A 24177-nucleotide genomic window follows, 5' to 3' on the forward strand; every position below is an offset into this window, starting at 1 on the left:
AGGGATATGTCAACATATGTGAGGAATGTTCACACAATTTGGAGCTGTTTTTTGAAAGGGTTACCATTCCCTTTGCTTCAAGCTTTGACCATACCCTCTTCTACCAACTGTTGCACCGCTTGTACGACAGCGATCTTCACATGCGCATAAGTCAATCCACCTTGGACGAAAGCCGTATAAGGGGGACGAATGGGACCGTCGGCTGTCAACTCGAGACTTGCTCCTTGGATAAAAGTTCCCGCTGCCATGATGACTTCATCCTCGTAACCAGGCATGGCACTCGGTTCCGGTTTGAAATGGGAATTTACAGGGGATGCCTGCTGAATGGATTGACAAAATCTGATCATTTGTTCAGCTGTGTTGAAGTTGACGGATTGAATTAAATCGGTCCGCTTCGCATCAAAATCAGGATTTGTATTGAATCCGCATTCCCTCAAATATCTTGCAGTAAAAATTGCGCCCTTCAAAGCTTCTCCTACTACATGAGGAGCGAGGAAAATGCCTTGATACATTTCTTGCAGGCTATTCAAACTAGGTCCCGTTTCCTTCCCTAAGCCAGGAGCAGTTAAACGATAGCTGCATTTTTCAATCAGTGTTTTCCCCCCTGCAATATAACCACCGACCCTTGCAATCCCGCCACCTGGGTTTTTTATTAGCGAACCAGCAATGAGGTCAGCCCCTACTTCAAGCGGCTCTCTCGTTTCTACGAATTCACCATAACAGTTATCAACAAAAACAATGACATCATCTTTAATCTCACGTACAAACTGGATGATCGATTGCAACTCGTCAATGTTGAATGAAGGACGATCCTCGTATCCCTTGGACCTTTGAATGGCTACGACCTTCGTCTTTTCATGTATAGCTGCTCGTATTCGATCATGGGAAAAAGCACCGTTCTCTTCTAATGCGATGGTTTGATAGCTGACACCGAAGTCACGCAATGAACCTGTGTCCTTATTGTCTTCAGAACCAATAACATCCCTTAGGGTGTCATAAGGCTCTCCAGATATGTAAAGCAGTTCATCTCCCGGGCGCAGAACTCCGAATAAGGCCGTCGTGATTGCGTGCGTTCCGGATATGAGCTGAGGCCTGACAAGGGCATCCTCCGCTTTAAATATTTCTGCATATAATGCTTCAAGTGTGTCTCTCCCGAAATCGTCATAGCCATAACCTGTCGTTGGGTTAAAGTGAGAATCACTGACCCTCAGTTTATGAAAGGCATGTAATACCTTTTCTTGATTGTACTCGACAATCTCGCCCACCCTATGGTGCTGGTTCTTAATCTCTTTCTCTACACGTTGCTTCAAATCTTGAATCTTCATGATGAATCCTCTTCCTATCTTGCAGAATTTCGTTTATTCAGCGATTTATTTATAATATTTGGTGTTTTAATGGATGGTGAGGGTGAATAAAGCCATGAAGGGCATAACCTTCTTTATCCTCATAAAAATGGATGCTCGTGATCATACTGTAGGCCTTGAATTGCTGCAGCCTTTTCCCTTCAGATGCCGGTACGAAAACGTCATACTCACTCCATTCTTCTTTCAATACCTCTTCAATTTTATGAAGAACTCTTTTACGATCAATGGGATCATGCACGCTCACCGTCAACGACGGGAAGGAGTGAGGAATGAAATCCTCCTTCAGTAGATCTTTTTTATTGTAAACGGTGAGGATTGGAAGTTGGCCTGCTCCAAGGTCGTCCAATAACTTTAAAACCGTTTTTTCCTGCTGAATATGATCGGGGTGTGAAGCATCAACCATATGAACGATAAAGTCTGCTTCAGTCACTTCCTCTAACGTAGATCGGAAGGCCGCGATAAGCGTTGTCGGCAAGTCCTGAATGAATCCTACGGTATCAGAAAGAAGAGCCAAAAAGCCAGAAGGAAGGCTCATCTGTCTTGTTAGAGGATCAAGTGTAGCAAACAATAAATCCTCTTCGAAAGACTGGCTGTCGGTCACTCTATTGAAGAATGTTGATTTGCCCGCATTCGTATACCCGACGATGGCGACCTGAAAGGCCCGGTTTTCTTTTCTTCGTTTTCGATATTGTTCACGCTGCTTTACAACCGTATCCAGCCGCTTCTTGATGTCATCAATTCTTCGTTGGATGTGACGCCGATCCGTTTCCAATTTGGTTTCCCCAGGACCACGCGTACCAATTCCTCCACCTAACCGGGATAACGCTGTCCCTTGGCCAGATAGGCGCGGAAGCAAATACTGCAATTGGGCCAGTTCTACCTGCAACTTCCCTTCTTTCGTGCGAGCTCTTCCTGCAAAGATATCCAAAATCAGCTGGCTTCTGTCGATCACACGTACCCCGACTCTGTCCGCAATATTTCTAAGCTGACCGGGTGATAGTTCATCATTAAATATCACAAGCTCAGCTTCAGCGTCCTCTGCTGCTTCTTTTATTTCTTCAAGTTTCCCTTCACCTAAATATGTAGCCGGGTGAACCCGGTCACGCTTTTGAGTAATAATTTTGCACACTTCTCCATCCGCGGTTTCCGTCAGTGACTGAAGCTCCTCTAAAGAGGACTGAAACCGTTCTTCTTGTTCGAATGGATCTTTTCTTGCGACTAACACGACCAATTCTTTTGCCATCTGTCTCTTCACCTACTCTTTTCGTCTGCCTCTATCTTGTTCATCATAACAGAAAAACGCTTGCTATGAATGGGCGGCCTATTAGATCAAGTCTGTTTCTTGTAAGGTAACATCAAAATCTTCTGCCTGAAGCGTCATGAGTGTTTTTTTCTTCGGGTTGGGGGTGCTGATGACTCTCCAGGCATGTTTTCGAATGGCTTCTTCGATAAGATTCCTTACATAGCGGGCATTCGAAAAGTTTTCCTCCCGTCTGTTATACACATAAGCCAGATGCTGAAAAAGTTTTCGTTCCGCTTCTTTCGTTAAACAATATTCCCTTTCTTCAATCATTCCAAAAGCAATCTGCGTAAGTTCTTTCGCAGAATAGTCCTTGAAAGAAAGCTGGATGGGGAACCGGGAAGCAAGGCCTGGGTTTAAGGTCAGAAAATCTTCCATTTCATCTGGATAACCAGCAAGGATGATGATGCACTCATTATGATGGTCTTCCATGCATTTCACTAATGTATCAATCGCTTCTTTTCCAAAATCCTTCTCTCCACCTCTGGCTAGAGAATAGGCTTCGTCAATAAAAAGGACGCCCCCTAGTGCTTTATGAATTAAATCTTTCGTTTTTTGAGCTGTATGCCCGATGTACTCTCCGACAAGATCACTCCGATCGGCTTCAATGAATTGACCCTTTTCAAGCACGCCGACATCGCGGAATAAAGCAGCAACCATTCTGGCGATGGTCGTTTTCCCAGTACCTGGATTCCCGTGAAAAACCATGTGCAGGACTTGCGCATTCGACTTTAATCCTGCTTCTTCTCTTTTCTTTGAAACAAGCACCTGTGCGTAAATCTCTTTTACCCTGGTCTTCAGATCCTCCATCCCAATGATAGAATTAAAAAATTCCTCTATTTTCAGAAAAGGAGCACCTGTCTGTTTTAGAGCAGCCGCTTTCCTATCAGGAATCGCTTTATCTTTAGAATCATTCAACACAATATTGATTGTGCTGATAGGTCTCGCCGTTTTCGCTTGGGGTTGCACATCGATCCCTCCTCATTCTTCTTCATCATACGCGTAGGTGGGGTTTCCTGTGACAGACGCCCAAATCATACCTTTCCATGAAAAAGCGGATACCTTTAAAGGCACCCGCTTTTTTCGATTTCGTGATCCATTCACATTATTCTTTATCCAATGAAACATTTTTAACAGGAGCAAATGTCGAAATGGCATGTTTGAAAATCAATTGTTGCTTTCCTTCTGTCTCTAACAAGACAGTGAAATTATCGAAGGCTTTGACGATGCCCCTCAATTGAAAGCCATTGAGCAGAAAGACAGTCACCTGCATGCGTTCTTTCCTTAATTGATTTAAATAATTGTCCTGGATATTAACCGATTGGGCCATGGATCTTCCTCCTCTTTTCTATCTGTAATAATACGATTCTACGCTTTAGCCTATCTTTCCTGCTAAATCGCCTAAAATTGTTTCAAATTTCTCCTCGTAGTTCGACGGAGATACTTCATACCAGTCGATCTCCATTTTGTTCTTGAAGTAGGTGTACTGACGTTTTGCATAACGTCTGGAATTACGTTTAAGTAACTCGATCGCTTCCGACAGTGTACATGAACCTTCAAAATATGGAATCAATTCCTTATAACCAATCGCCTTCATCGATTGCGCGTCCTTCAATCCTTGTTCATAAAGGTTTTGGACTTCTTGTACCAAGCCCTGTTCAATCATTTGATCGACTCTATGGTTGATACGCTCATACAGGAATTCACGATCCATCTCCAGTCCGATTAACAATGGGTTAAAAGGAGATACGTTCTGTTTTTGATCATGGCGGTCACTCATCACCCGGCCTGTTGTTTCATAAACTTCAAGCGCTCTTAGTACACGCCTTTCATTATTCGGATGAATTTTTTCTGCTTGTTCAGGGTCGATTTCAACAAGGCGTTTGTACATATAATCTTTGCCATTTTCCTTCCATTCTTTTTCAAGTTTACGAATGATGGCAGGATCCTTTTTCTGTTCAGAAAAATGGAAATCAAAAAGTGTTGCCTGTATGTATAAGCCTGTCCCCCCTACCAAAACCGGCAGCTTCCCCCGGTCATGGATATCCCTGATTAACGCTTGCACCTTTTCCTGGAACTCAGCGACTGAAAACTGCTCAGCCGGATCTTTAATGTCAATCATATGATGCGGGATGTCCTGCATCTCCTCGTTGGTCACCTTTGCTGTTCCGATATCCATCGTCCGGTAAATCTGCATAGAGTCTCCACTGATCACTTCCCCATCAAAACGCTGAGCGATCCGGATTCCCAAATTCGATTTTCCGACTGCTGTAGGACCGACTACTGAGATCACCAATGGTCTCACACTCCCACCTCCTTCACACGTATCTATTATACATGAATGGCTCTACAATCATACCTCAGCGGATAAACTAACGCAATCCGTTACTATCACTAACGAGTTCCGTTACAAATATTCAAAATATTCGTTAGTCGTACTATCGCATTTCGTTAGTCTGTGTTATAGTATAGAAAAGGAGGCGTCTTAAAGTGGTCCATGAAAGAATTCGTTCACTTAGAAAAGAAAGACGTTTTACACAATCGATGTTGGCTGAAAAAGTCGGTGTATCCCCACAAGTCGTATCGAATTGGGAACGGAGCTACACTTCCCCGGATCTTGAAGATCTCGCGAAGATTGCTCACGCTCTTCATACCACCGCAGATTATCTCCTCGGTTTAAGTGATGAACAAGAGGATGAAATGCGTGAAATTAAGCAGCTCCTTGAAACAAAGGGATACACAAAACCTGTATTTTTTGACAAAAAAGCATGGTTCGGAATCCAGCCGGAAGACATTAAACAAATTGATAACTATTTTCGTTTTCTTCTCCAGCAAAAAAATATCTCCTGACCCCTACTCTGACATTCGCACTTATATATTGTTGATTATAAAAATGTTATGTAAACAAATACTGAACAAAAAAGAGAGACTCCGCAAATTAGGAGTCTCTCTTTCTTATTACATCACACGTTTGAACATCTTTTCCATTTCATATTCAGAAAAGAATACAATAATCGGTCTTCCATGAGGACAAGTGAAAGGGTCCGTTGACTTTCTCAAATCTTCTAAGAGATGAAACATATCGGTCTGGTTCAAGTAGTGGTTTGCTTTAATCGAACGTTTACACGACATGAGAATCGCTGCTTCTTCTCTTAGTTTAAGAATATCAATCCGTTCTTCCTCCATCAGCTGCTGAATCATTTCTTCTATCACTTCCTCTTCGAACCCTTTCGGGAACCATTGAGGGTGGCTGCGCACAATGTAGGTCGTATCTCCGAATGGTTCAAAAAACAATCCCACTTTTTCCAGTTCGTCTCTATACTCTTCTATTCTTAAAGACTCAGCCTTGGAAAATTCAAAGGTCATCGGTACAAGCAATTCTTGTACCTCATGGTCAACTTCCGACAACTTGTCTCTGAAGAATTCATACTTGATCCTTTCTTGAGCCGCATGCTGATCGACGATATACATGCCTTCCTCATTTTGAGCAAGAATGTACGTACCATGCAGCTGACCAATCGGATGCATGGTCGGAACTCTTTTCTTTTCAAGAGAAGGTGCTTCTTTTTCGACTTTATCTCCCGGTGGTACGCTTTCTTTTGGAACAGAGTCCTCTAAATCGAATGTAGGGGCCATCTCCTTGATTAACTCATCCTGATTTTTTTGATAACCATCCTCTTTGGGAAGTCCTTGCTCGCTTTCCAACAAGTGGTCCAACGTAGTTTCCCTTTCCCGATGGGCATCCTCCTCCCTCGTATGATAGAGATTGAAGGATTCCTGCGTGGATTTCTCTTTTGAAGGCTTCGGTGCTGGCTGTGACACATCAGGAATGAGTGTTTGTTTACGAAAAGCCTGGCGGACGGTCTCTTCTAACAAATCATACAATTCCTTCTCCTTACTAAAACGCACCTCCATTTTTGATGGATGAACGTTGACATCGACAAGGATCGGATCCATGTCTATATTTAACACGACTATCGGACTTTTTCCGATTGGCAGCAGCGTGTGGTAGCCTTGCATAACAGCTTTATTCAATGGAATACTTCGAATGAAACGGCCATTGATAATGGTTGACATATAATTCCTTGAAGCACGGTAGACTTCTGGTTTCGCGATGTAGCCATCGACTTTAAAATCCGCCGTCTCCATCTTTATCGGAATCATCTTTTTAGCAACATTCATTCCATAAATGTTCGCTATGACTTGGAGGAGATCTCCACGTCCATTCGTTTTGAAGATCTGCTTTTCATTGTGATTGCAAAGGAACTGGACTTCAGGATGAGCTAAGGCCAAACGATTTAATACATCTGTCACATGACCGAGTTCTGTATGGATTGTTTTCATATACTTCAATCGGGCAGGCGTATTGAAGAACAGCTCCTCCACTGTAATGTCTGTCCCTTTTCTCGCATCACTTTTCCCTCTGGAGACGAGGTGGCCACCTTCAAGGTTCATTTTTGTCCCAGCACTGTCTCCCGTAGAGGTCTGGATACTCAATCGGCTCACGGCAGCGATACTTGCTAATGCTTCACCGCGAAAGCCTAGAGAACGGACATGAAAAAGATCGTTTTCATCCATAATTTTACTCGTTGCATGGCGATGAAAAGCGATTTCACAGTCTTCTTCTTCCATACCCGCGCCATCATCGGTGATCCGGATGCGCTGTAACCCGGCCTCCATTAAATCGATCTTCACCCAAGTGGCACCTGCATCAATACTGTTTTCTACCAGTTCTTTGACGACAGAGGCTGGGCGCTCAACAACTTCTCCGGCCGCTATTTTGTTCGCTAGGTGGTCTGGCATTAGTCGGATTCGCGCCATCTCTGTTCCTCCTTTATGATTTTAAACGTTTTTGCAATTGGTACAATTCATTCATAGCATCCATTGGTGTCATTTCCATCAAATCCAATGACTGCAGGCGTTTTTCCACCTGAGAAATCTGAGGGGCCCCGCTCTCTTTTTTCTCAGGCTTTGTTTCTTCTACAAACAAGCTTAACTGTTCCTCTTCTTCTTTAGAAGCAGTCGCATCCATTTTTAGAGGTCCGTTTTCAAGCTGTTCCAGAAGGGCGGTTGCTCTGTTGATCAGTGGATCAGGCAAGTGCGCAAGCTTCGCCACATGGATACCATAACTTTCGTCCGCTGGCCCCTCTTTGATCTGGTGAAGGAATACTACATTGCCTTCATACTCTTCCGCACGGACATGAACATTTTTCAAGCGATCAAGCTCCTCATCCAAAGAGGTCAACTCATGATAGTGGGTAGAGAACAGCGTTTTCGCCTTAATCTCTCCATGGATATACTCCACTATAGCCTGAGCAAGAGCCATACCGTCATACGTACTTGTCCCCCTCCCTATTTCATCTAGGAGGATCAAGCTGTTTTCCGTTGCGTGAGTCAATGCGTGGTTTGCTTCTAGCATTTCGACCATGAATGTACTATGACCGGAAACAAGATCATCCGCTGCACCAATTCTTGTAAAGATTTGATCAAAAACTGGTAAACTCGCAGACTGGCATGGCACAAAGGAGCCCATTTGTCCAAGAATGGCCGTCAATGCAAGTTGACGCATGTACGTACTCTTACCGGACATGTTCGGTCCCGTAATCATTAGCACATCCGTTTCATCATTCATGTAAATGTCATTCGGGACGAACGTTCCTTCCTGCATCACTTTTTCTACAACAGGATGGCGGCCCTGACGGATGTCCACCACTCGTTGTTCCTGGTATTCCGGTCGTACATATTGATAGGATTCTGCTACTTGAGCAAAACCTTGGAGAACATCAATTCGGCTGATTTGGTCTGCCAGCTGTTGAAGTCTTTTGACATAAGCCTTCACCTTTTCGCGAACACCAAGGAACAATTCATACTCAAGCTCCACACTTTTTTCCTGAGCTTCGAGGATCAGCGTTTCTCTTTCTTTCAGCTCTGGAGTAATGAAACGTTCGGCATTTGTAAGGGTCTGCTTACGCTCGTACCTTCCTTCTGGTAAATGTCTCAAGTTTGCTTTTGTCACTTCAATGTAATAGCCGAAGACACGATTATAGCCGATTTTCAAGGATTTAATGCCTGTTTCAGCTCGTTCTCTTTGTTCAAGCTCAGCAATCCACTGCTTTCCATTCTTAGAAGCGTATCTATAGTCATCCAGCTGTTCGTTGAAGCCGTCCCGAATCAAGCCTCCTTCTTTTACAGAGATTGGAGGATCATCAGCGATGCTTTCCTGAAGAAGATCTTTCAATTCCTGCAGAGGATCGACCATGTCATATAAACTTTCAATGGAAGGGTGCTCAAATTTTGAAAGGGTCGTTAAAATATCGGGTATATGACTCAATGAATTCCTCAACTGGATCATATCCCTGGCATTCACATTGCCAAACGCTACTCTTCCAGCTAAGCGTTCCAAGTCATAAACATTTGAGAGCTCATCCCTCAAAGTCTCTCGCTCAAAAAACTGATCTAGAAATCCTTCGACCTGGTCATGCCTCATCGCAATGGCATCCGCTGACAACAACGGACGCTCCATCCACTTTTTGAGCATACGAGCGCCCATGGAAGTGACGGTTTTGTCGATGACAGAGAGAAGACTCCCCGCTTTCCCTTTCTTTCTAAGGGTTTCCAACAGCTCTAAGTTTCTTTTGGAGTACATATCGAGGGTCATGTATTGTTTCAATTCAATCACTTTCACAGGCTGCAGGTGATCGAGCGACCTTTTTTGCGTATGCTGAATATAATTGAGAAGCCTTCCGAAGCCCACTAATAGCTTATCTTGATGAACGCCCTCAACAAGAGGTTGAAATTCAGGAGCAATGTCTGTCCAGTCCTGGTGAGAGACCGTGTAATCCAAACGGTCGATCAACATCTGTTTTTGTTCGACATCAAAATCATTGGATACGACCACTTCTTTGACCGGCCGGCTGTACAATTCACTCATAGCCGCGTCAAAACCACCGGGGATAAGAGCTACACTGTTTTCTCCTGTAGTGAGGTCATTGTAACTGACCACGTAAGAGCCATCTTCTAAGTCGCTCAGGGAAGCCAAGTAGTTGTTTTCCTTTTCGTCGAGCATGCTGCCTTCCATGACCGTACCCGGAGTGATCAATTGGACCACTTCCCGTTTTACGACCCCTTTGGTCGTTTTCGGATCCTCAACCTGCTCACATATAGCAACTTTGTATCCTTTTTCAATCAACTGCTTTATGTAATTGTCTGCAGAGTGATAAGGGACTCCACACATTGGAATACGTCCGTTAGAACCTCCGTCCCTGCTGGTCAATGTAATTTCAAGCTCCTGGGACGCCTTCAGTGCATCCTCAAAAAACAATTCATAAAAATCGCCTAACCGGAAAAACAGAAAGGCATCTTTTTGGTCTGCTTTAATTTTCAAATACTGCTGCATCATGGGTGTGTATTGTGCCATAAGGTTAAACCTCCAAAACGTACAATAAGATTCTCCAACCATTATAGCATACGAGGCAAATGTTCTTACACGAAAGAACCAAGTATAGGGCAGGATTAATTCTTAAAAAATTGATTTCGAAATGTTCTTTAGAAATCAGGGTCGTTTAGGTAGGGATCGTTTTCCTCCCACCAGAACCACTCACAAATGTCTTGAAACTGATTTTTTCAAGAATAAGGAACTATTCTTCAATTAACGTGAAAGTACAAAAAAAGAATTCCTCGCTGAGACAGCAAGGAATTCATGATTAATCGTGGCTATCGTGATCTCTGTCTGAAGAAGATGGAAGGAAGTCCGTTTCAATGGCTGAAAAATCATCGGAAGACAAATCATAATCGTAATCATCATCATGGCCGCATCCATGGGGATCCACTTTCACACATAACTTCGTTTCACCTATAACATCTACAGCAAACTCTCTTTCTACTTCAACGCAAATTTTTTGCCCATTACCTGATATGTTTGCCTCTAAACAGTTCGGTTGCTGTACGACCTTAGCGATTACCTCAAAGTCATCATGTACACAATTATCATCTTTCACTGCCAACTTGACGTGATCACAATAGCTGACACGCTCTGTAACGACTTCTGTTTTTGTATTGTCGTTATACGAATACCAGACGTTCACGTCGTAACTGCCAGAAACTTCAACGTGATCTCCTTTCTTTTTGGCATTGTAGATGTGATTGATGACCCAACAACCTAGGATACTTGTCGGACGGTGCGAAGGGCTAATGGTGTGTGTGGATTCTGTAAACTTTTTACCTTTACCGATTACAGCTTTTGTAATGATCTCTCTGTAGTCTCGTTCAAAAAAAGACATAGGGTTTCACTCCTCCTTATTCTACCACCCATCCTATGTGTGGGTTGGGCGAATGGTGACTAGCGGGAAAATGGCCTAAGGACGTGTTTAATTCATTCTATGCACTAGCCCATAAAATTGTACGAAAAAAATCCGCCAGAGGGGAAAACCCTCTGACGGAAGTGTATGCATCAATGGCTGCAACCATGACTTGATTTATTAGAACCTGTTTCTCCTTGCAGAAGATCCCCACCTGTAGAACGGATCACTTCATTAGTAACTTCACGTGAAATCGTATTTGAAACCATTTGAAGGATATCGTTAATGATGGTTTGAGAATCTTTGAATTCAGCAACAACCGGAATCTCATCCAGCTCATCTTGGAGACGATCGATTTCTTTTTCGATCTTTTGGAGAGCTTCGGTTTTTCCATAAGCTTGGAAGTTCACAGCCTGCTTTTGCAAAGCTTTGATTTTTTTAATATGAGATTGAACCTTTTGGTTATCATTCAGTTTCGCTTCCAGCTGTTTGAAACGATCGATCTCTTCTATATCAGCCATCATTTTAGCTAATTTCTTTGCTTCTTCTACAACTTCTTGTCTTGTATATTGTGCCATTCATTTCACCTCTGCGTTGATTTCTACTAATTCTCCATCAAGGGACCACGTTTTCGCTTTGGTCACCCTTACAGGGACAATTTGACCGATTGTAGACTCAGGAGCGCGGAAGTTGACCAACTTGTTCCGCTTCGTATACCCTGCTAAAACATCCGGGTTATTTTTACTTTCTCCTTCAACAAGCACGTCTACAATTTCACCTTCATATGCTTTCATGGCGTCTGCAGATTGCTGGTTGACAATTTTATTCAACCGCTGCAAACGGTCCTTCTTCTCTTCCATTGAAACGTTATCTTTCATTTTAGCTGCAGGTGTATTATCTCTTGGAGAATAAATAAACGTATAAGCAGCTTCAAAGCCGACTTCTTCTACAAGGGATAACGTATCCTGGAACTGCTCTTCCGTTTCATTCGGGAACCCAACGATGATATCTGTCGTAAGGGTGGCATCCGGCATAGCTACACGAATTTTGCGAACGAGTTCAAGATACTCTTCCCTCGAGTATTTACGACCCATGATTTTCAGTATATCACTATTCCCTGACTGGACGGGTAGATGGATGTGATCGAGCATATTACCACCTTTAGCAAGTACTTCAATCAAACGATCATCGAAGTCTCTTGGATGAGAAGTTGTAAAGCGGACTCTAGGAATATCTATACTCCGCAATTCATCCATCAAGTCTCCGAGTCCATAGGCCATATCCAAGTCTTTTCCATACGCATTTACGTTTTGTCCAAGGAGGGTGATTTCCTTATACCCTTGAGCTGCTAGATGCCTCACTTCCTGGATGATGTCCTGAGGTAAACGGCTTCTTTCTTTACCTCTTGTATATGGAACGATACAGTAGGTACAGAATTTGTCGCAGCCATACATGATGTTCACCCACGCCTTGATTTTTCCTTTTCTTGACCTTGGAAGGTTTTCAATAATGTCACCTTCCTTCGACCACACATCAATCACCATTTCTTTCCCGAACATCGCTTCTTTTACAAGCTGCGGGATTCTATGAATATTGTGTGTACCGAAAATAAGGTCGATGAATGGGTGTTTTTTAAGAATACGGTTTACGACAGATTCTTCCTGTGACATACACCCGCAGATGCCGATGATCAAGTTCGGATTTTCCATTTTCAAAGGCTTCAAGTGTCCAATTTCACCGAACACCTTGTTCTCTGCATTTTCGCGGATGGCACAGGTATTTAGTAGAATGATGTCCGCTTCTTTCGTATCTTTTGTCGGTTCATAACCCATTTCTTCAAAAATCCCTGCCATGACTTCAGTATCATGTTCATTCATCTGGCACCCATATGTACGGATCAGATATTTTTTACCCTTGCCTGCTTGATCCATATCTTCAGGGATTTCGAAATCATAATGCACGTCAGTTTCTTTCCGTTTCCGGCGCTGTGCATCCCTCATGTTCGGGGGTTGGTATGTCGTTTCAAAGTATTTGACAAAATCTTCACTTGTTTTTTGTTTTAGTCGATTTAAGTTATCTTGTTCTGCTTTACCATCCGTCGTGGATGACTGACGAATTTGTGACATTTCCTTACGTTGCTGTTCGTTCATTATGATCTCCTTTCAAGCCGAACCTTCTAACTGTACCATTATATCAAGTTTTACATGATAAATTAAGCGTAAACATGAATTCCCCGTTTTTTCATCTGTTTTCCAGTCATTTTATTCAACAATCGGGAGCGTTTGTTGAATAGAGAGGGATACTGTTTTATAAGAAAAAAGCCAGCTATTTCATAGCTGGCTTCTTTACTATTATATAATCCCTAATTTTTTACCGACTTTTTCGAAAGCATCAAGAGCTTCTTGCAGTTCTTCTTTAGAATGTTCTGCTGTAACGATTGTTCGGACGCGACCTTTTCCGCGTTGAACTGTCGGGAAGACGATCCCTTGTGCGAATACGCCTTCTTCAAACAATTCATCAGAGAATTTATGGGTAAGTGCGTCATCCCCAACCATTACAGGAGTTACCGGAGTTTCACTGATACCGGTATCAAATCCAAGAGCATTGAGACCGTCTTTGAAGAATTTTGTATTGTCCCAAAGTTTTTCGATCAGTTCTGGTTCTTCAAGCAATACATCAATCGCTGCATCATTCGCAGCCGTCACTGCTGGCGGGTGGGAAGTACTGAACAAGAATGGACGTCCTTTGTGAATCAAGTAATCTCGAAGAGTTTTTGTACTTGCGACATACCCTCCAAGGACTCCAATCGCTTTACTGAGTGTTCCGACTTGAATGTGGACACGACCATCCAGATTGAAATGATTGACCGTCCCGCGTCCGTTATCACCCAGAACCCCGCTCGCATGCGCATCGTCCACCATAATAAGAGCATCATATTTTTCAGCAAGTTCTACGATCTCCGGTAGCGGAGCGATATTACCATCCATGGAAAAGACGCCGTCAGTAACGATTAAACGTGTACGATAATCGCCACTTTCTTTCAACGCTGATTCTAGTGACTCCATGTCGACATGTTTATATATTTTGCGATCTGCTTTTGTAAGACGAATCCCATCGATGATTGAGGCGTGGTTCAACTCATCAGAAATCACAACATCTTCTTTGCCTAGGATAGAAGAAAGAACTCCTTGGTTTGTCGTAAAGCCTGATTGAAACACTAACGCAGCTTCTGTATGTTTGAACTTCGCCAATTTCTCTTCAAAATCCTCATGCATTTTCAATGTACCTGCAATCGTACGAACAGAACCTGTTCCGACGCCATATTCTTCATTCGCTTTTTCTGCTGCTTCTTTCATCTTCGGGTGTGAGGTAAGCCCTAGATAGTTATTGGAAGAAAGTTGAATCACTTCTTTTCCTTTGATGGTCACTTTGGAACCTTGTGCAGATTCCAATGGGATCAACGTACGGAACGTCCCTTCTTCCTGCATCTCGTTTAGTTCTTTTTGTAAGTATTCAAAGCCTTTCATAAAACATCCTCCTTACAATTATGGGTGTAAAACTACTTTTCCACATTGACCTTGATTCATCAAGTCAAAGCCCTTCTCGAATTCTTCAAGCTTTAGATGATGGGTAATCAACGGGGTAACATCCACCTGTTGGGATTGAAGAAGTCTTGAAACCTGCTGCCACGTTTCATACATCTTTCTTCCAGTAATCCCTTGAACCTCTACGCCTTTAAATACGATATCATTCGTCACATCAAGGCTCACCCTCTTCGTAGGTAAACTCAGTATAGAAACACGGCCGCCATTTGTGATCATTTTAAATCCTTGGTCCATCGCTACAGGATGTCCACTCATTTCACAAACAACGTCTACCCCATGCCCACTTGTTAACTCTTTTGCTTTTTCAACAGGATCGATTTCACCAGAATGGATCACGGTTGTCGCTCCCATTTTCTCAGCAAGTTCAAGGCGGTATGGATTCAAATCAAAAGCAAGCACTTGAGATGCTCCAGCTGCCTTGGCTACACCTACAGCCATCAGACCAATAGGACCACATCCAATGATGGCTACTGATTTCCCTGCCACATCGCCATTCAAAACCGTATGTACAGCATTCCCCATCGGCTCTTGAATGGAAGCGATGTCTGTTGGCATTTCATCAGGGTTCTTCCATAAATTATCTGCCGGAAGAGCTACATATTCCGCAAAACATCCTTGCGTATCTACACCAATAATTTTAGTGTTTTCACAAATGTGGAATTTACCCGTCAAGCATTGCGGACAGTGCCCACAAATAAGGTGAGTCTCTGCACTCACATAATCTCCTGTTTGGAAATTATGAACCTTACTTCCTAGTTCCACAATTTCCCCTGAGAATTCATGACCGAAAACATAAGGTGGTTTGACACGGCTTTCAGACCACTCATCCCAATTATATATATGGACATCCGTTCCACAAATGGATGTCGCTTTCACACGGATTAATACTTCATCATCACGGATTTCCGGAATCTCAACTTCTTGCATCTGCGCTCCTGGGCCGCGGTGATGCTTAACGATCGCTTTCATCGTTCCATTCACAGTGAACACTCCCAACTTCAATAAATCATTGTTAAACCTCTTATATAAACAATAGTAACATGTATTGAGAAAAACGCAAATCTAATTGTCCACTGGAAAAACACAAACGCTCACATCTTGCACTGCTCTCTTTACCTCTATTCATTCTCCCCACTGCTTTTATACCATCCCTCTATTTTGTAAGACATGATTTGAGATTATTTAAGAGTGGGATCAGGCTGGTCAACAGAAGGCAGATGTCTATTTCATCACATATAAACCTTGATATAGCAAACAACGCTGCTTATCTCAACCAATGATTCTTGCACGAACCTTATCGTTGGAGATCCTTTTTGTATTAACAAACGTAGTTTCGAAAAGGCTTCAAATAAAAAAGGCGTACTCACAATAGGGAGTACGCCTTTTTGCTCCATTCTATTTTTCTTTCATCCATAAGGATAAGGTATTTGCTAGCAAACCACTTAAGTACGCGAAACGTATAAAAACGCGTGGGTTAATAAGCTCATCGAGGTTCGACGATTAACTTAATCGCTGTTCGTTCCTCCTCGTCAATCATGATATCTGTAAATGCCGGGATGCAAATCAAGTCCATCCCACTCGGAGCAACAAACCCTCTTGCGATGGCTACGGCTTTCACAGCCTGATTCAATGCTCCGGCTCCAATCGCTTGAATTTCGGCTGTCCCGCGCTCTCGTACTACGTTGGCCAAGGCCCCTGCTACTGAATTAGGTACGGATTTGGCTGATACTTTTAAGACTTCCATTACTAGCTCCTCCTTCAATCACTATAGTTGTTCCATAACTACTATATTCTTGGAGATGTAGGATATTACCTTTTCATTATGAATGAATTTGTCGCAAAATTCAAATAATCACTCAAAGAATGGATGGTCATCGTTAATTAAAATACGCTGGACTTTTGTAGATTTTCCTGTCTTATCATCTACATCCACCAAGAAAGCACTCAGTTGTGCTCTTCCCTTTTTTGGAACTTCAAAACGTACGGGTAAGTTTGTTAGAAAACGCTTTAAAACCGCTTCACGCTCCATTCCAAGAATTCCGTCATAAGGGCCTGTCATCCCAACGTCAGAAATATAGCCCGTGCCTCCTGGAAGGATTCTTTCATCAGCTGTCTGGATATGGGTATGCGTCCCTACATTCACACTCACTCTACCATCTACATACCAGCCCATCGCCTGCTTTTCACTCGTTGCTTCCGCATGAAAATCCAGAAAAATGATAGATGTTCTTTTCTTCGCTTCTTCTATCAGCTCATCAATCTTTCTGAACGGATCATCATTCGGGGATAAGAACGTACGTCCTTGCAAGTTAATAACAGCGACCTCACCTTTGGGGGTTTTGACAAAAGTCATCCCTTTCCCTGGCGTACCCTCAGGAAAGTTGGCTGGACGGACGAGGTATTCCGCATCATCGATAAATTCAAAGATCTCTTTTTTATCCCATGCATGGTTCCCTAACGTTACGGCTTGGGCTCCTTTTTCAAGGAAGCGACGGTAAATTTTTTCAGTAATGCCTTTTCCGGACGCTGCATTTTCACCATTCACTATAGCGACAGCAGGCTGATATTTCTGTTTGAGTTTCGGTAAGTATTCGTCAACCATTTCCCGCCCCGGTGAACCTACAACATCACCAATAAATAAAATTCTCATATAACAAAAACCTTCCTTCTACAATCGTTTCTTTATTGTACCCGTAAAAACAGAAATGAAGCGGCCCGGGAGGCCGCTTCATTCATTTTATTTCGCATACTCCACAGAGCGTGTTTCACGAATAACGGTAACTTTAATATGACCTGGATAATCGAGTTCTCCCTCGATTCGATTTCGAATATCTCGTGCTAATCTTGTTGCTTCAAGATCATCAATTTCATCAGGACGAACCATGATGCGAACTTCGCGTCCAGCTTGGATCGCGAAAGATTTCTCTACGCCATCGTAAGACTCTGAAATCTCTTCCAGTTTTTCAAGACGTTTGATGTAATTCTCTAAGGTTTCACTTCTGGCTCCAGGACGTGCCGCGGATAGAGCATCGGCAGCAGCAACAAGTACAGAAATGATTGAGGTCGGCTCTTCATCACCATGGTGGGATGCTACAGCATTAATGACCGTTTCGTTCTCTTTGTACTTCATCGCCAGTTCTTTACCGATTTCCACGTGACTTCCTTCTACTTCATGGTCAATGGCTTTACCAATATCATGAAGCAGTCCTGCACGACGGGCCAGGGTTTCATCTTCTCCAAGTTCGGCAGCTAACAAACCGGATAGGTAAGCGACTTCCATTGAGTGTTTCAAGACGTTTTGTCCGTAACTAGTACGATACTTCAGACGTCCTAAGATTTTAATCAGATCTGGGTGGAGACCATGAACACCCACTTCAAAAGTGGTTTGCTCCCCAACTTCTCTGATGTAATCATCAACTTCTCGTCTGGACTTGTCCACCATCTCTTCGATACGAGCAGGGTGAATTCGTCCATCCTGCACCAACTTCTCAAGGGCCATTCTTGCTGTTTCTCGTCGAATTGGATCAAACCCTGAAAGGATGACAGCCTCAGGGGTATCGTCAATAATCAAGTCAATACCTGTCAGTGTCTCTAAAGTACGAATGTTACGGCCTTCACGTCCAATGATGCGGCCTTTCATTTCGTCATTAGGAAGGTTGACAACGGAAACGGTCGTTTCAGCTACATGATCAGCTGCACAACGCTGAAGGGCTAGAGAAAGAATGCTTTTCGCTTTCTTATCCGCTTCTTCCTTCGCACGGTTTTCCGCTTCCTTAATCATAAGGGCTGACTCATGCGATACCTCTTGTTCGACGCGTTCTAAAATCATCTGCTTCGCCTGGTCTGATGTTAAGCTTGAGATGCGTTCAAGCTCCGTTTGTTGTTCTTGAAGCATAGCTTTCACTTTGCTTTCCATTTCTTCAATTTGTTGTTGTCTCTCGGCAAGAGTCCCTTCTTTCTTTTCGAGTGAAAGATCACGTTGGTCAAGCGTTCCACTCTTACGATCAAGATTCTCTTCTTTCTGAGTTAAACGATTTTCAGTTTTCTGCAGTTCCATGCGGCGCTCACGGATTTCGTTCTCCGCTTCCTGGCGAAATTTCTGGTTCTCTTCTTTCGCTTCAAGAAGAGCTTCCTTCTTGGCTGATTCAGCGTTGCGATGACCTTCTTCCACAATCTGTTTCGCAAGGTCCTCAGCACTGGAAATTTTCGCTTCCGCAATCGATTTCCGAATAAGATAACCAACAACAGAACCGATGATAAGGGCAAGCAAAATGAAGATGAGCGAGGATATTATATCCATAATTTCACCTCCTCTTGCTATGAACTTGGTCCGTTTGTCGGCAATTACAAACGTTTCATTTTCAGTTTCATTTGTTTAAGATAAGGGTATAAAGATGAAAATGATACACATTCATTTTATGCTTGACTATACGGAATGTCAAGGAAACGCCCTATGTATCTGCTAACATATTCAAATATTTAAAAATGTCAGTCTATTAATCCCTTCTTTTCTACTCCCTACGGCTAAAGAAAAGATGCACTATAAGGAACAAAAACAGTCTTTGTGATGACTTAAAAAAATTAATTATATGTAAAAAAAGAGTATGAAACGATCGTTTCATACTCTTTTTTACTCGAACGATTAAACGTCCAGCGTTTCCTGACTTTCTTTATTATTGGCATCTGCTGCTTCTTCATCTACTTCCATGCCATAATGGTCTCGAATCAATTTTTTCACTTCTTCATAGACCTCAACGTTTTCTTTAAGGAATTGCTTGGCATTCTCACGGCCCTGGCCGAGTCTATCATCCTTATACGAATACCAGGAACCACTCTTCTGAATAAGGTCGAGATCTGTTCCGATATCAAGCAGCTCTCCTTCGCGAGAAATTCCTTCTCCATACATAATATCTACTTCTGCTTGTCTGAATGGAGGGGCCACTTTGTTTTTGACCACTTTCAAACGGGTTTTGTTTCCGACCATTTCGTTTCCTTGTTTCAAAGTCTCCGCACGACGGACTTCCAAACGAACAGAAGAATAGAACTTCAACGCACGTCCACCAGGGGTAGTTTCAGGGTTACCGAACATTACTCCCACTTTTTCACGAATTTGGTTAATAAAGATGGCCGTCGTTTTCGATTTGTTGATGGCTCCAGAAAGCTTACGAAGCGCCTGAGACATCAAACGGGCCTGCAAACCGACGTGAGCGTCCCCCATTTCCCCTTCAATCTCAGCTTTTGGTACAAGTGCTGCTACAGAGTCGATGACAACCATATCAACTGCACCACTACGGACAAGAGCCTCTGCAATTTCAAGTGCCTGCTCTCCCGTATCCGGTTGAGATAGTAGAAGTTCTTCAATGTCTACGCCCAACGCTCTTGCATAGACAGGGTCTAAGGCATGTTCCGCATCGATGAAGGCCGCCTGGCCACCTTTTCTTTGAGCTTCAGCAATCGCGTGAAGCGCGACTGTTGTTTTACCAGAAGATTCTGGTCCATAAATTTCTACAATTCTACCACGTGGGTAGCCGCCAACTCCAAGGGCTACGTCAAGAGCAAGAGATCCACTCGGAACCGTGTTCACTTTCTGCTCAGCGCTTTCCCCCAGCTTCATAATGGAGCCTTTTCCGAATTGCTTTTCTATTTGACGCAATGCCATATCCAATGCTTGTTTACGATCGCTCATTATATACCGCCTTTCAAAATTTCTATCCCTATCATAACTTGTTTTTGATTGTTTGCCAACTAAAAAGCGAATAAATGTTCCCTTTTTTTATAAAGAATAAAAGGTGCAATTTTTTATTTCCTCTACGTGAAATTATCAAAATTGCACCTTTTCAGCAATGAAAATCATTTTTTTAATCGATGGAAAATTAATTCGTACGCCCTTTTCACAGCTCTCACTCTCACTTGTTCCCGTCCTCCGTCGAAGTGAAATTTATGGACTTCAGGCTTTCTCTCTCCTATTTGAAGCCCGATAAAGACGGTACCTGGTTCATGTCCTTCGCTGGCATCCGGACCTGCCACACCTGTGAAACTGACAACCACATCGACGTCTAAGTTCGCTTGGGCATTTAAAGCCATCATCTCCGCACATTCATGGCTGATGGTCCCATATTTCTTTATTAGAAATTTAGGTACCTGAAGAATTCTTTCTTTCATCTCAGGAGTATAGACAGTATATCCACCTTGACAGACGGCTGAAGCACCGGGAAGCGCGATGAGCCGCTCTAAAAACCTTCCGCCGGTGAAGCTCTCTGCTGAACCAATTTTTAATCCTTTTTCTTTGAGGAGATCTCTGACCTTTTCTTCAATGGTAATCGCATCACTGCCGTAATAATACTTTCCGACATGGTCAAGGATTTTGGTTTTAAGCGTGAGAATTTTTTCTTTCGCCTGTTCTGTTGATTCCCCGGTAGCTGTCAATCGTAAACCCACTTCTCCTTCAGAAGCGAGGGGAGCAATAGTAGGATTGGTTTGAGAACGAATCAAGGATTGGAGCTTTGTTTCTAAATCAGATTCTCCGATCCCGATAAAACGCATCATTTCTGAAACGATTTGGGATTCAATGTGGTAATTATTCTGTAAATACGGAATGATATACTCATCCATGATATATTTCATTTCTCTAGGGACCCCTGGAAGGAAGACCCACAGGGTATCCTCATGCTTTACCAGTTGACCAGGCGCCATTCCTTCTAAATTTTGAAAGACGGAAGCACTCTCAAACACACGGGCCTGTTTACGGTTGTTCTCTGACATAAACTTTTGATTTCTTTGATAATAGCTTTTGATTTTTTCCATGGAATCTTCATGCTCGACCAATTTCTCATCAAAGACGAGCTGAGCAGCATCCAGGGTCAAGTCATCTTCGGTAGGACCGAGTCCGCCTGTGACGATAACAAGATCAGCCCTTGATTCCGCTAAGGCAAAAGAATCTTTCACCCTTTTCAAATTATCCCCGACAACTGTGTGATGATAAACGGAATGTCCGAGAGTCGCAAGCCGACTTGAGATCCACTGAGCATTCGTATTCGCAATTTGACCTAAGAGTAGTTCTGTACCGACACCTATAATTTCTGCTCTCATTTAGAATCCCTCATTACATGCCAATTTTTTTTGAAGTAATCATAACCAGAGTACACGGTAATCAACAGCGCCAAGTAAAGTGCAATCATTCCCAAAGGGAACCCGATGAATGCGAATGGCCAATTATGCAAGAGCAGAAGGGAAATAGCGATGATTTGGATCCATGTCTTTAGTTTTCCCATTTGGCTTGCTGCAAGGACACTGCCTTCCCCTGCGGCTACCAGCCGGAGTCCCGTCACTGCAAATTCACGGCTGATGATCAATATGACAATCCATGCAGGGGCGAGACCAATTTCAACAAGTAGAATAAGGGCTGCACTAACTAAAAGCTTGTCAGCGAGCGGATCGAGAAATTTCCCTAAGTTTGTTACAAGGTTATATTTTCTTGCAATATATCCGTCGATCCAGTCCGTCGTAGAAGCTAAGATAAACAGGAGTGCTCCTGCTAAGTGAGCGACAGGTAATTCGCGGTCTTCCATTTGGAAGGCACCCCATTCGAAGGGAACACTCATGAGGATGATGAAAATTGGAATAAGAAAAATTCTTGATAATGTGATTTTATTTGGTAAATTCAAAAAGCTCACTCTCCTAACAGTCATTTCAATACATGAAAGGCTGCCCGTCCACAAAGAGTGGCTTTACACTCTCACGATGAACCACTGGGGCAGCCTGGTTGTAATTATATTTAGTTTCTTACTTGAATTGCAACAATAATTTCTGTGTGGAAACTTCCGGGTTCGGATAAGGAACTTCCTTCTCGCCAATCATGACGGTTGTTCCTGGTGCATTACCTGTCTTGATGTACAATTCATCCTTATCCCCTAACTCAAGGGAGATCGGTGAATCCTCCGCGGTGTATTCTTTCGCTGTCACAAGGTCTTCACCATTCTTAGGAGCTTTAACTTCCATGTAGGCTCTGCCTGTTAACTGGATGGTAACCAAACGTTCAGTTGTGCCGCTCACCTCATACGTATGCTCTGGGAAAGAACCTGTCCCTTCCTGAACCATTTGAATGTCTACCTCTTCTTTATCTTCCGCAGGTGTTTCCTCTTCTTCCTCTGGCGCTGGTTCGTCTTCTGATCCTGGTTCTTCAGATTCATTTCCATCTTCGTTACCTTCCACATCGTCCTGATCACCCGAAGTTTCACTTTCAGAATTCTCAGGCACACTGATTTCATTGTCGGAACCATTTTCTGTAGCTGTATTGGCATCCTCTGCTCCGCTCATATTCTGCCATACGAGCCATACAACAAAGATCAACCCTATAATCAATCCAACAGTTAAGATTGTCGGCAGTACCCGGGAGGATGGGCCGCTTTTCTGCGTTGCTTCCTTCTTCGTCCTCTGGACACGACTGTATTGTACCGTACTCTCCTCATCGAAGGTTGGAAGCTCCCCTTTATGTTCTTCCATCACTACTTCAGGGTCCAATCCGACTGCAGAGGCATATTCCCTAATAAACGCACGGGTATAGAATTTTCCAGGAAGCACTTGAAACTCATTTTTTTCAATCGCCTGAAGGTAGCGTTTTTGTATCTTTGTCGTCTCTTGCAACGATTCTAAAGAAAGGCCCCTTGATTCCCTGGCTTCCCTCAGTCTTTCTCCAATTTCCATGTTAACACCATCCAATTTCTAAAAATCGAACATGGAAAAACCTTCATTCATAGACATCTCTTGTTTTTCCACAGGTTCATAAGTAATTTCTTCATCTTCGTTATTCCGAAGTTCAATTATATAATCAAAATCATCCATTGTATATTCCGTTTCCTGAACGAAAATGTCCGGGTGTTCTATGACTTTCGTTGCAGGAAGCCTCATGATCTCACGCACCAGCTGCCAGTGCTTTTCATTCGCTCGTTTCGCAGACACAATCCCATCTATGATGTAGAGGTTGTCTTCACTGTACTCTTCATCAATCAATTGGTTTCGCACCGTCTGCTTTAAAAGCGTACTGGAGACGAACAACCATCTTTTGTTTGCACATACACTAGCTGCTACGACAGACTCTGTTTTTCCTACCCGGGGCATTCCGCGGATCCCAATTAGCTTGTGCCCATCCTTCATGAAGAGCTCAGCCATAAAATCAACAAGTAATCCCAAGTCCTCCCGATTGAATCGGAATGTTTTACGATCATCCACATCGCTATGTATATATCGACCATGCCTCACTGCCAAACGATCTCTCAATTTTGGCCGGCGGAGTTTAGTCACTTTAATTGTATCCATTGTATTTAGAATCGATCTCAAACGAGTGATTTGTTCTTCATCTTTACATAGTAGAAGCATACCCCGATGGGAATTTTCCACTCCATTGATGGTGACGATGTTGATTGCCATCATACCTAGCAGTGAGGAGATGTCCCCAAGCAATCCTGGGCGGTTATACTGGATTTCATATTCTAAGTACCATTCTTTTTTTTCCATAATACAACTCCTCTGAAAAATTGTCGTTATTTGTCAAAGTCGAGTGATTTATGGAATTTTTCACTCTCTATCTATCATAAAGGATTTTTTCTAAATAG

At 43.0% G+C, this 24177-nt stretch carries 21 protein-coding genes; 1 reads left to right on the forward strand and 20 read right to left on the reverse strand.

Features of this window, described 5'->3' with window-relative positions; translation table 11 throughout:
* Positions 1-77 precede the first annotated feature (77 nt).
* The 5 genes from HFA01_RS11360 to miaA form a co-directional block, all read right to left on the reverse strand.
* The gene (locus HFA01_RS11360; protein ID WP_146816308.1) at positions 78-1325 is read right to left on the reverse strand and encodes a methionine gamma-lyase family protein; all 1248 of its coding nucleotides are present in this window, start codon (positions 1323-1325) and stop codon (positions 78-80) included.
* A gap of 49 nt (positions 1326-1374) precedes the next feature.
* Complete coding sequence (gene hflX / locus HFA01_RS11365) at positions 1375-2607, reverse strand: GTPase HflX (protein WP_146816310.1); 1233 nt, start codon at positions 2605-2607, stop codon at positions 1375-1377.
* A gap of 81 nt (positions 2608-2688) precedes the next feature.
* Entirely contained in the window at positions 2689-3633 is a 945-nt protein-coding gene (locus HFA01_RS11370) for an AAA family ATPase (protein ID WP_174787822.1), read from the reverse strand.
* A 136-nt stretch (positions 3634-3769) separates the two neighbouring features.
* The gene (hfq, locus tag HFA01_RS11375) at positions 3770-3994 is read right to left on the reverse strand and encodes an RNA chaperone Hfq (protein WP_089652336.1); all 225 of its coding nucleotides are present in this window, start codon (positions 3992-3994) and stop codon (positions 3770-3772) included.
* A gap of 45 nt (positions 3995-4039) precedes the next feature.
* Positions 4040-4969, reverse strand: a complete 930-nt coding sequence (gene miaA / locus HFA01_RS11380) for a tRNA (adenosine(37)-N6)-dimethylallyltransferase MiaA (RefSeq protein WP_146816312.1) — start codon at positions 4967-4969, stop codon at positions 4040-4042.
* A 185-nt stretch (positions 4970-5154) separates the two neighbouring features.
* Here miaA and HFA01_RS11385 point away from each other — a divergent pair, with 185 nt between their 5' ends.
* Positions 5155-5514, forward strand: a complete 360-nt coding sequence (locus HFA01_RS11385; RefSeq protein ID WP_146816314.1) for a helix-turn-helix domain-containing protein — start codon at positions 5155-5157, stop codon at positions 5512-5514.
* 108 nt (positions 5515-5622) lie between these two features.
* Here HFA01_RS11385 and mutL read toward each other — a convergent pair whose 3' ends face one another.
* The 15 genes from mutL to HFA01_RS11460 all read right to left on the reverse strand — a co-directional run bounded on the left by mutL (position 5623) and on the right by HFA01_RS11460 (position 24079).
* Entirely contained in the window at positions 5623-7485 is a 1863-nt protein-coding gene (mutL, locus tag HFA01_RS11390) for a DNA mismatch repair endonuclease MutL (RefSeq protein WP_146816316.1), read from the reverse strand.
* A 13-nt stretch (positions 7486-7498) separates the two neighbouring features.
* Positions 7499-10081: a DNA mismatch repair protein MutS gene (mutS, locus tag HFA01_RS11395; protein ID WP_146816318.1), complete on the reverse strand. Its 2583-nt coding sequence runs from the start codon at positions 10079-10081 to the stop codon at positions 7499-7501.
* Between the two features lie 286 nt (positions 10082-10367).
* A complete protein-coding gene (locus tag HFA01_RS11400; protein ID WP_146816320.1) occupies positions 10368-10943 on the reverse strand; it encodes an outer spore coat protein CotE in 576 nt (191 codons plus the stop codon).
* Between the two features lie 170 nt (positions 10944-11113).
* Positions 11114-11539, reverse strand: a complete 426-nt coding sequence (locus HFA01_RS11405) for a YlbF/YmcA family competence regulator (protein ID WP_146816322.1) — start codon at positions 11537-11539, stop codon at positions 11114-11116.
* Positions 11540-13111: a tRNA (N6-isopentenyl adenosine(37)-C2)-methylthiotransferase MiaB gene (gene miaB, locus HFA01_RS11410; RefSeq protein WP_146816324.1), complete on the reverse strand. Its 1572-nt coding sequence runs from the start codon at positions 13109-13111 to the stop codon at positions 11540-11542.
* Positions 13112-13312: 201 nt separating this feature from the next.
* A complete protein-coding gene (locus HFA01_RS11415) occupies positions 13313-14488 on the reverse strand; it encodes a glycine C-acetyltransferase (RefSeq protein WP_146816326.1) in 1176 nt (391 codons plus the stop codon).
* A gap of 18 nt (positions 14489-14506) precedes the next feature.
* Positions 14507-15547 (reverse strand): L-threonine 3-dehydrogenase, encoded by a 1041-nt coding sequence (gene tdh, locus HFA01_RS11420; RefSeq protein ID WP_174787823.1) that lies wholly within the window; start codon positions 15545-15547, stop codon positions 14507-14509.
* 502 nt (positions 15548-16049) lie between these two features.
* Complete coding sequence (locus HFA01_RS11425) at positions 16050-16310, reverse strand: stage V sporulation protein S (RefSeq protein ID WP_008640081.1); 261 nt, start codon at positions 16308-16310, stop codon at positions 16050-16052.
* Between the two features lie 108 nt (positions 16311-16418).
* Positions 16419-17216, reverse strand: a complete 798-nt coding sequence (ymdB, locus tag HFA01_RS11430; protein ID WP_146816328.1) for a 2',3'-cyclic-nucleotide 2'-phosphodiesterase — start codon at positions 17214-17216, stop codon at positions 16419-16421.
* Positions 17217-17303: 87 nt separating this feature from the next.
* Positions 17304-18866 carry a ribonuclease Y gene (gene rny / locus HFA01_RS11435; protein ID WP_089652346.1) on the reverse strand — a complete coding sequence of 521 codons (1563 nt, stop codon included), beginning with the start codon at positions 18864-18866 and terminating at the stop codon, positions 17304-17306.
* A 342-nt stretch (positions 18867-19208) separates the two neighbouring features.
* Positions 19209-20252 (reverse strand): recombinase RecA, encoded by a 1044-nt coding sequence (recA, locus tag HFA01_RS11440; protein WP_146816330.1) that lies wholly within the window; start codon positions 20250-20252, stop codon positions 19209-19211.
* Positions 20253-20416: 164 nt separating this feature from the next.
* A complete protein-coding gene (locus HFA01_RS11445) occupies positions 20417-21655 on the reverse strand; it encodes a competence/damage-inducible protein A (RefSeq protein ID WP_146816332.1) in 1239 nt (412 codons plus the stop codon).
* Positions 21652-22230 (reverse strand): CDP-diacylglycerol--glycerol-3-phosphate 3-phosphatidyltransferase, encoded by a 579-nt coding sequence (gene pgsA, locus HFA01_RS11450; protein ID WP_146816334.1) that lies wholly within the window; start codon positions 22228-22230, stop codon positions 21652-21654. The genes HFA01_RS11445 and pgsA overlap by 4 nt, the downstream gene beginning before the upstream one ends.
* A gap of 118 nt (positions 22231-22348) precedes the next feature.
* Entirely contained in the window at positions 22349-23269 is a 921-nt protein-coding gene (locus HFA01_RS11455) for a helix-turn-helix domain-containing protein (RefSeq protein ID WP_146816337.1), read from the reverse strand.
* 18 nt (positions 23270-23287) lie between these two features.
* Positions 23288-24079, reverse strand: coding sequence for a DUF3388 domain-containing protein (locus HFA01_RS11460; RefSeq protein WP_146816339.1), 792 nt, complete (start codon positions 24077-24079; stop codon positions 23288-23290).
* Between the last annotated feature and the right edge of the window lie 98 nt (positions 24080-24177).

The organism is Halobacillus faecis (assembly GCF_007991335.1).
Taxonomy (GTDB): Bacteria; Bacillota; Bacilli; order Bacillales; family Halobacillaceae; genus Halobacillus; species Halobacillus faecis.

What these genes read in the sequence shown, in the direction of transcription:
- HFA01_RS11360 (WP_146816308.1), bottom strand. Translation starts at nt 1,325, where the DNA reads ATGAAGATTCAAGATTTGAAGCAACGTGTAGAGAAAGAGATTAAGAAC.
- hflX (WP_146816310.1), bottom strand. Translation starts at nt 2,607, where the DNA reads ATGGCAAAAGAATTGGTCGTGTTAGTCGCAAGAAAAGATCCATTCGAA.
- hfq (WP_089652336.1), bottom strand. Translation starts at nt 3,994, where the DNA reads ATGGCCCAATCGGTTAATATCCAGGACAATTATTTAAATCAATTAAGG.
- mutL (WP_146816316.1), bottom strand. Translation starts at nt 7,485, where the DNA reads ATGGCGCGAATCCGACTAATGCCAGACCACCTAGCGAACAAAATAGCG.
- mutS (WP_146816318.1), bottom strand. Translation starts at nt 10,081, where the DNA reads ATGGCACAATACACACCCATGATGCAGCAGTATTTGAAAATTAAAGCA.
- HFA01_RS11400 (WP_146816320.1), bottom strand. Translation starts at nt 10,943, where the DNA reads ATGTCTTTTTTTGAACGAGACTACAGAGAGATCATTACAAAAGCTGTA.
- HFA01_RS11405 (WP_146816322.1), bottom strand. Translation starts at nt 11,539, where the DNA reads ATGGCACAATATACAAGACAAGAAGTTGTAGAAGAAGCAAAGAAATTA.
- miaB (WP_146816324.1), bottom strand. Translation starts at nt 13,111, where the DNA reads ATGAACGAACAGCAACGTAAGGAAATGTCACAAATTCGTCAGTCATCC.
- HFA01_RS11415 (WP_146816326.1), bottom strand. Translation starts at nt 14,488, where the DNA reads ATGAAAGGCTTTGAATACTTACAAAAAGAACTAAACGAGATGCAGGAA.
- HFA01_RS11425 (WP_008640081.1), bottom strand. Translation starts at nt 16,310, where the DNA reads ATGGAAGTCTTAAAAGTATCAGCCAAATCCGTACCTAATTCAGTAGCA.
- ymdB (WP_146816328.1), bottom strand. Translation starts at nt 17,216, where the DNA reads ATGAGAATTTTATTTATTGGTGATGTTGTAGGTTCACCGGGGCGGGAA.
- rny (WP_089652346.1), bottom strand. Translation starts at nt 18,866, where the DNA reads ATGGATATAATATCCTCGCTCATCTTCATTTTGCTTGCCCTTATCATC.
- recA (WP_146816330.1), bottom strand. Translation starts at nt 20,252, where the DNA reads ATGAGCGATCGTAAACAAGCATTGGATATGGCATTGCGTCAAATAGAA.
- HFA01_RS11445 (WP_146816332.1), bottom strand. Translation starts at nt 21,655, where the DNA reads ATGAGAGCAGAAATTATAGGTGTCGGTACAGAACTACTCTTAGGTCAA.
- HFA01_RS11455 (WP_146816337.1), bottom strand. Translation starts at nt 23,269, where the DNA reads ATGGAAATTGGAGAAAGACTGAGGGAAGCCAGGGAATCAAGGGGCCTT.
- HFA01_RS11460 (WP_146816339.1), bottom strand. Translation starts at nt 24,079, where the DNA reads ATGGAAAAAAAAGAATGGTACTTAGAATATGAAATCCAGTATAACCGC.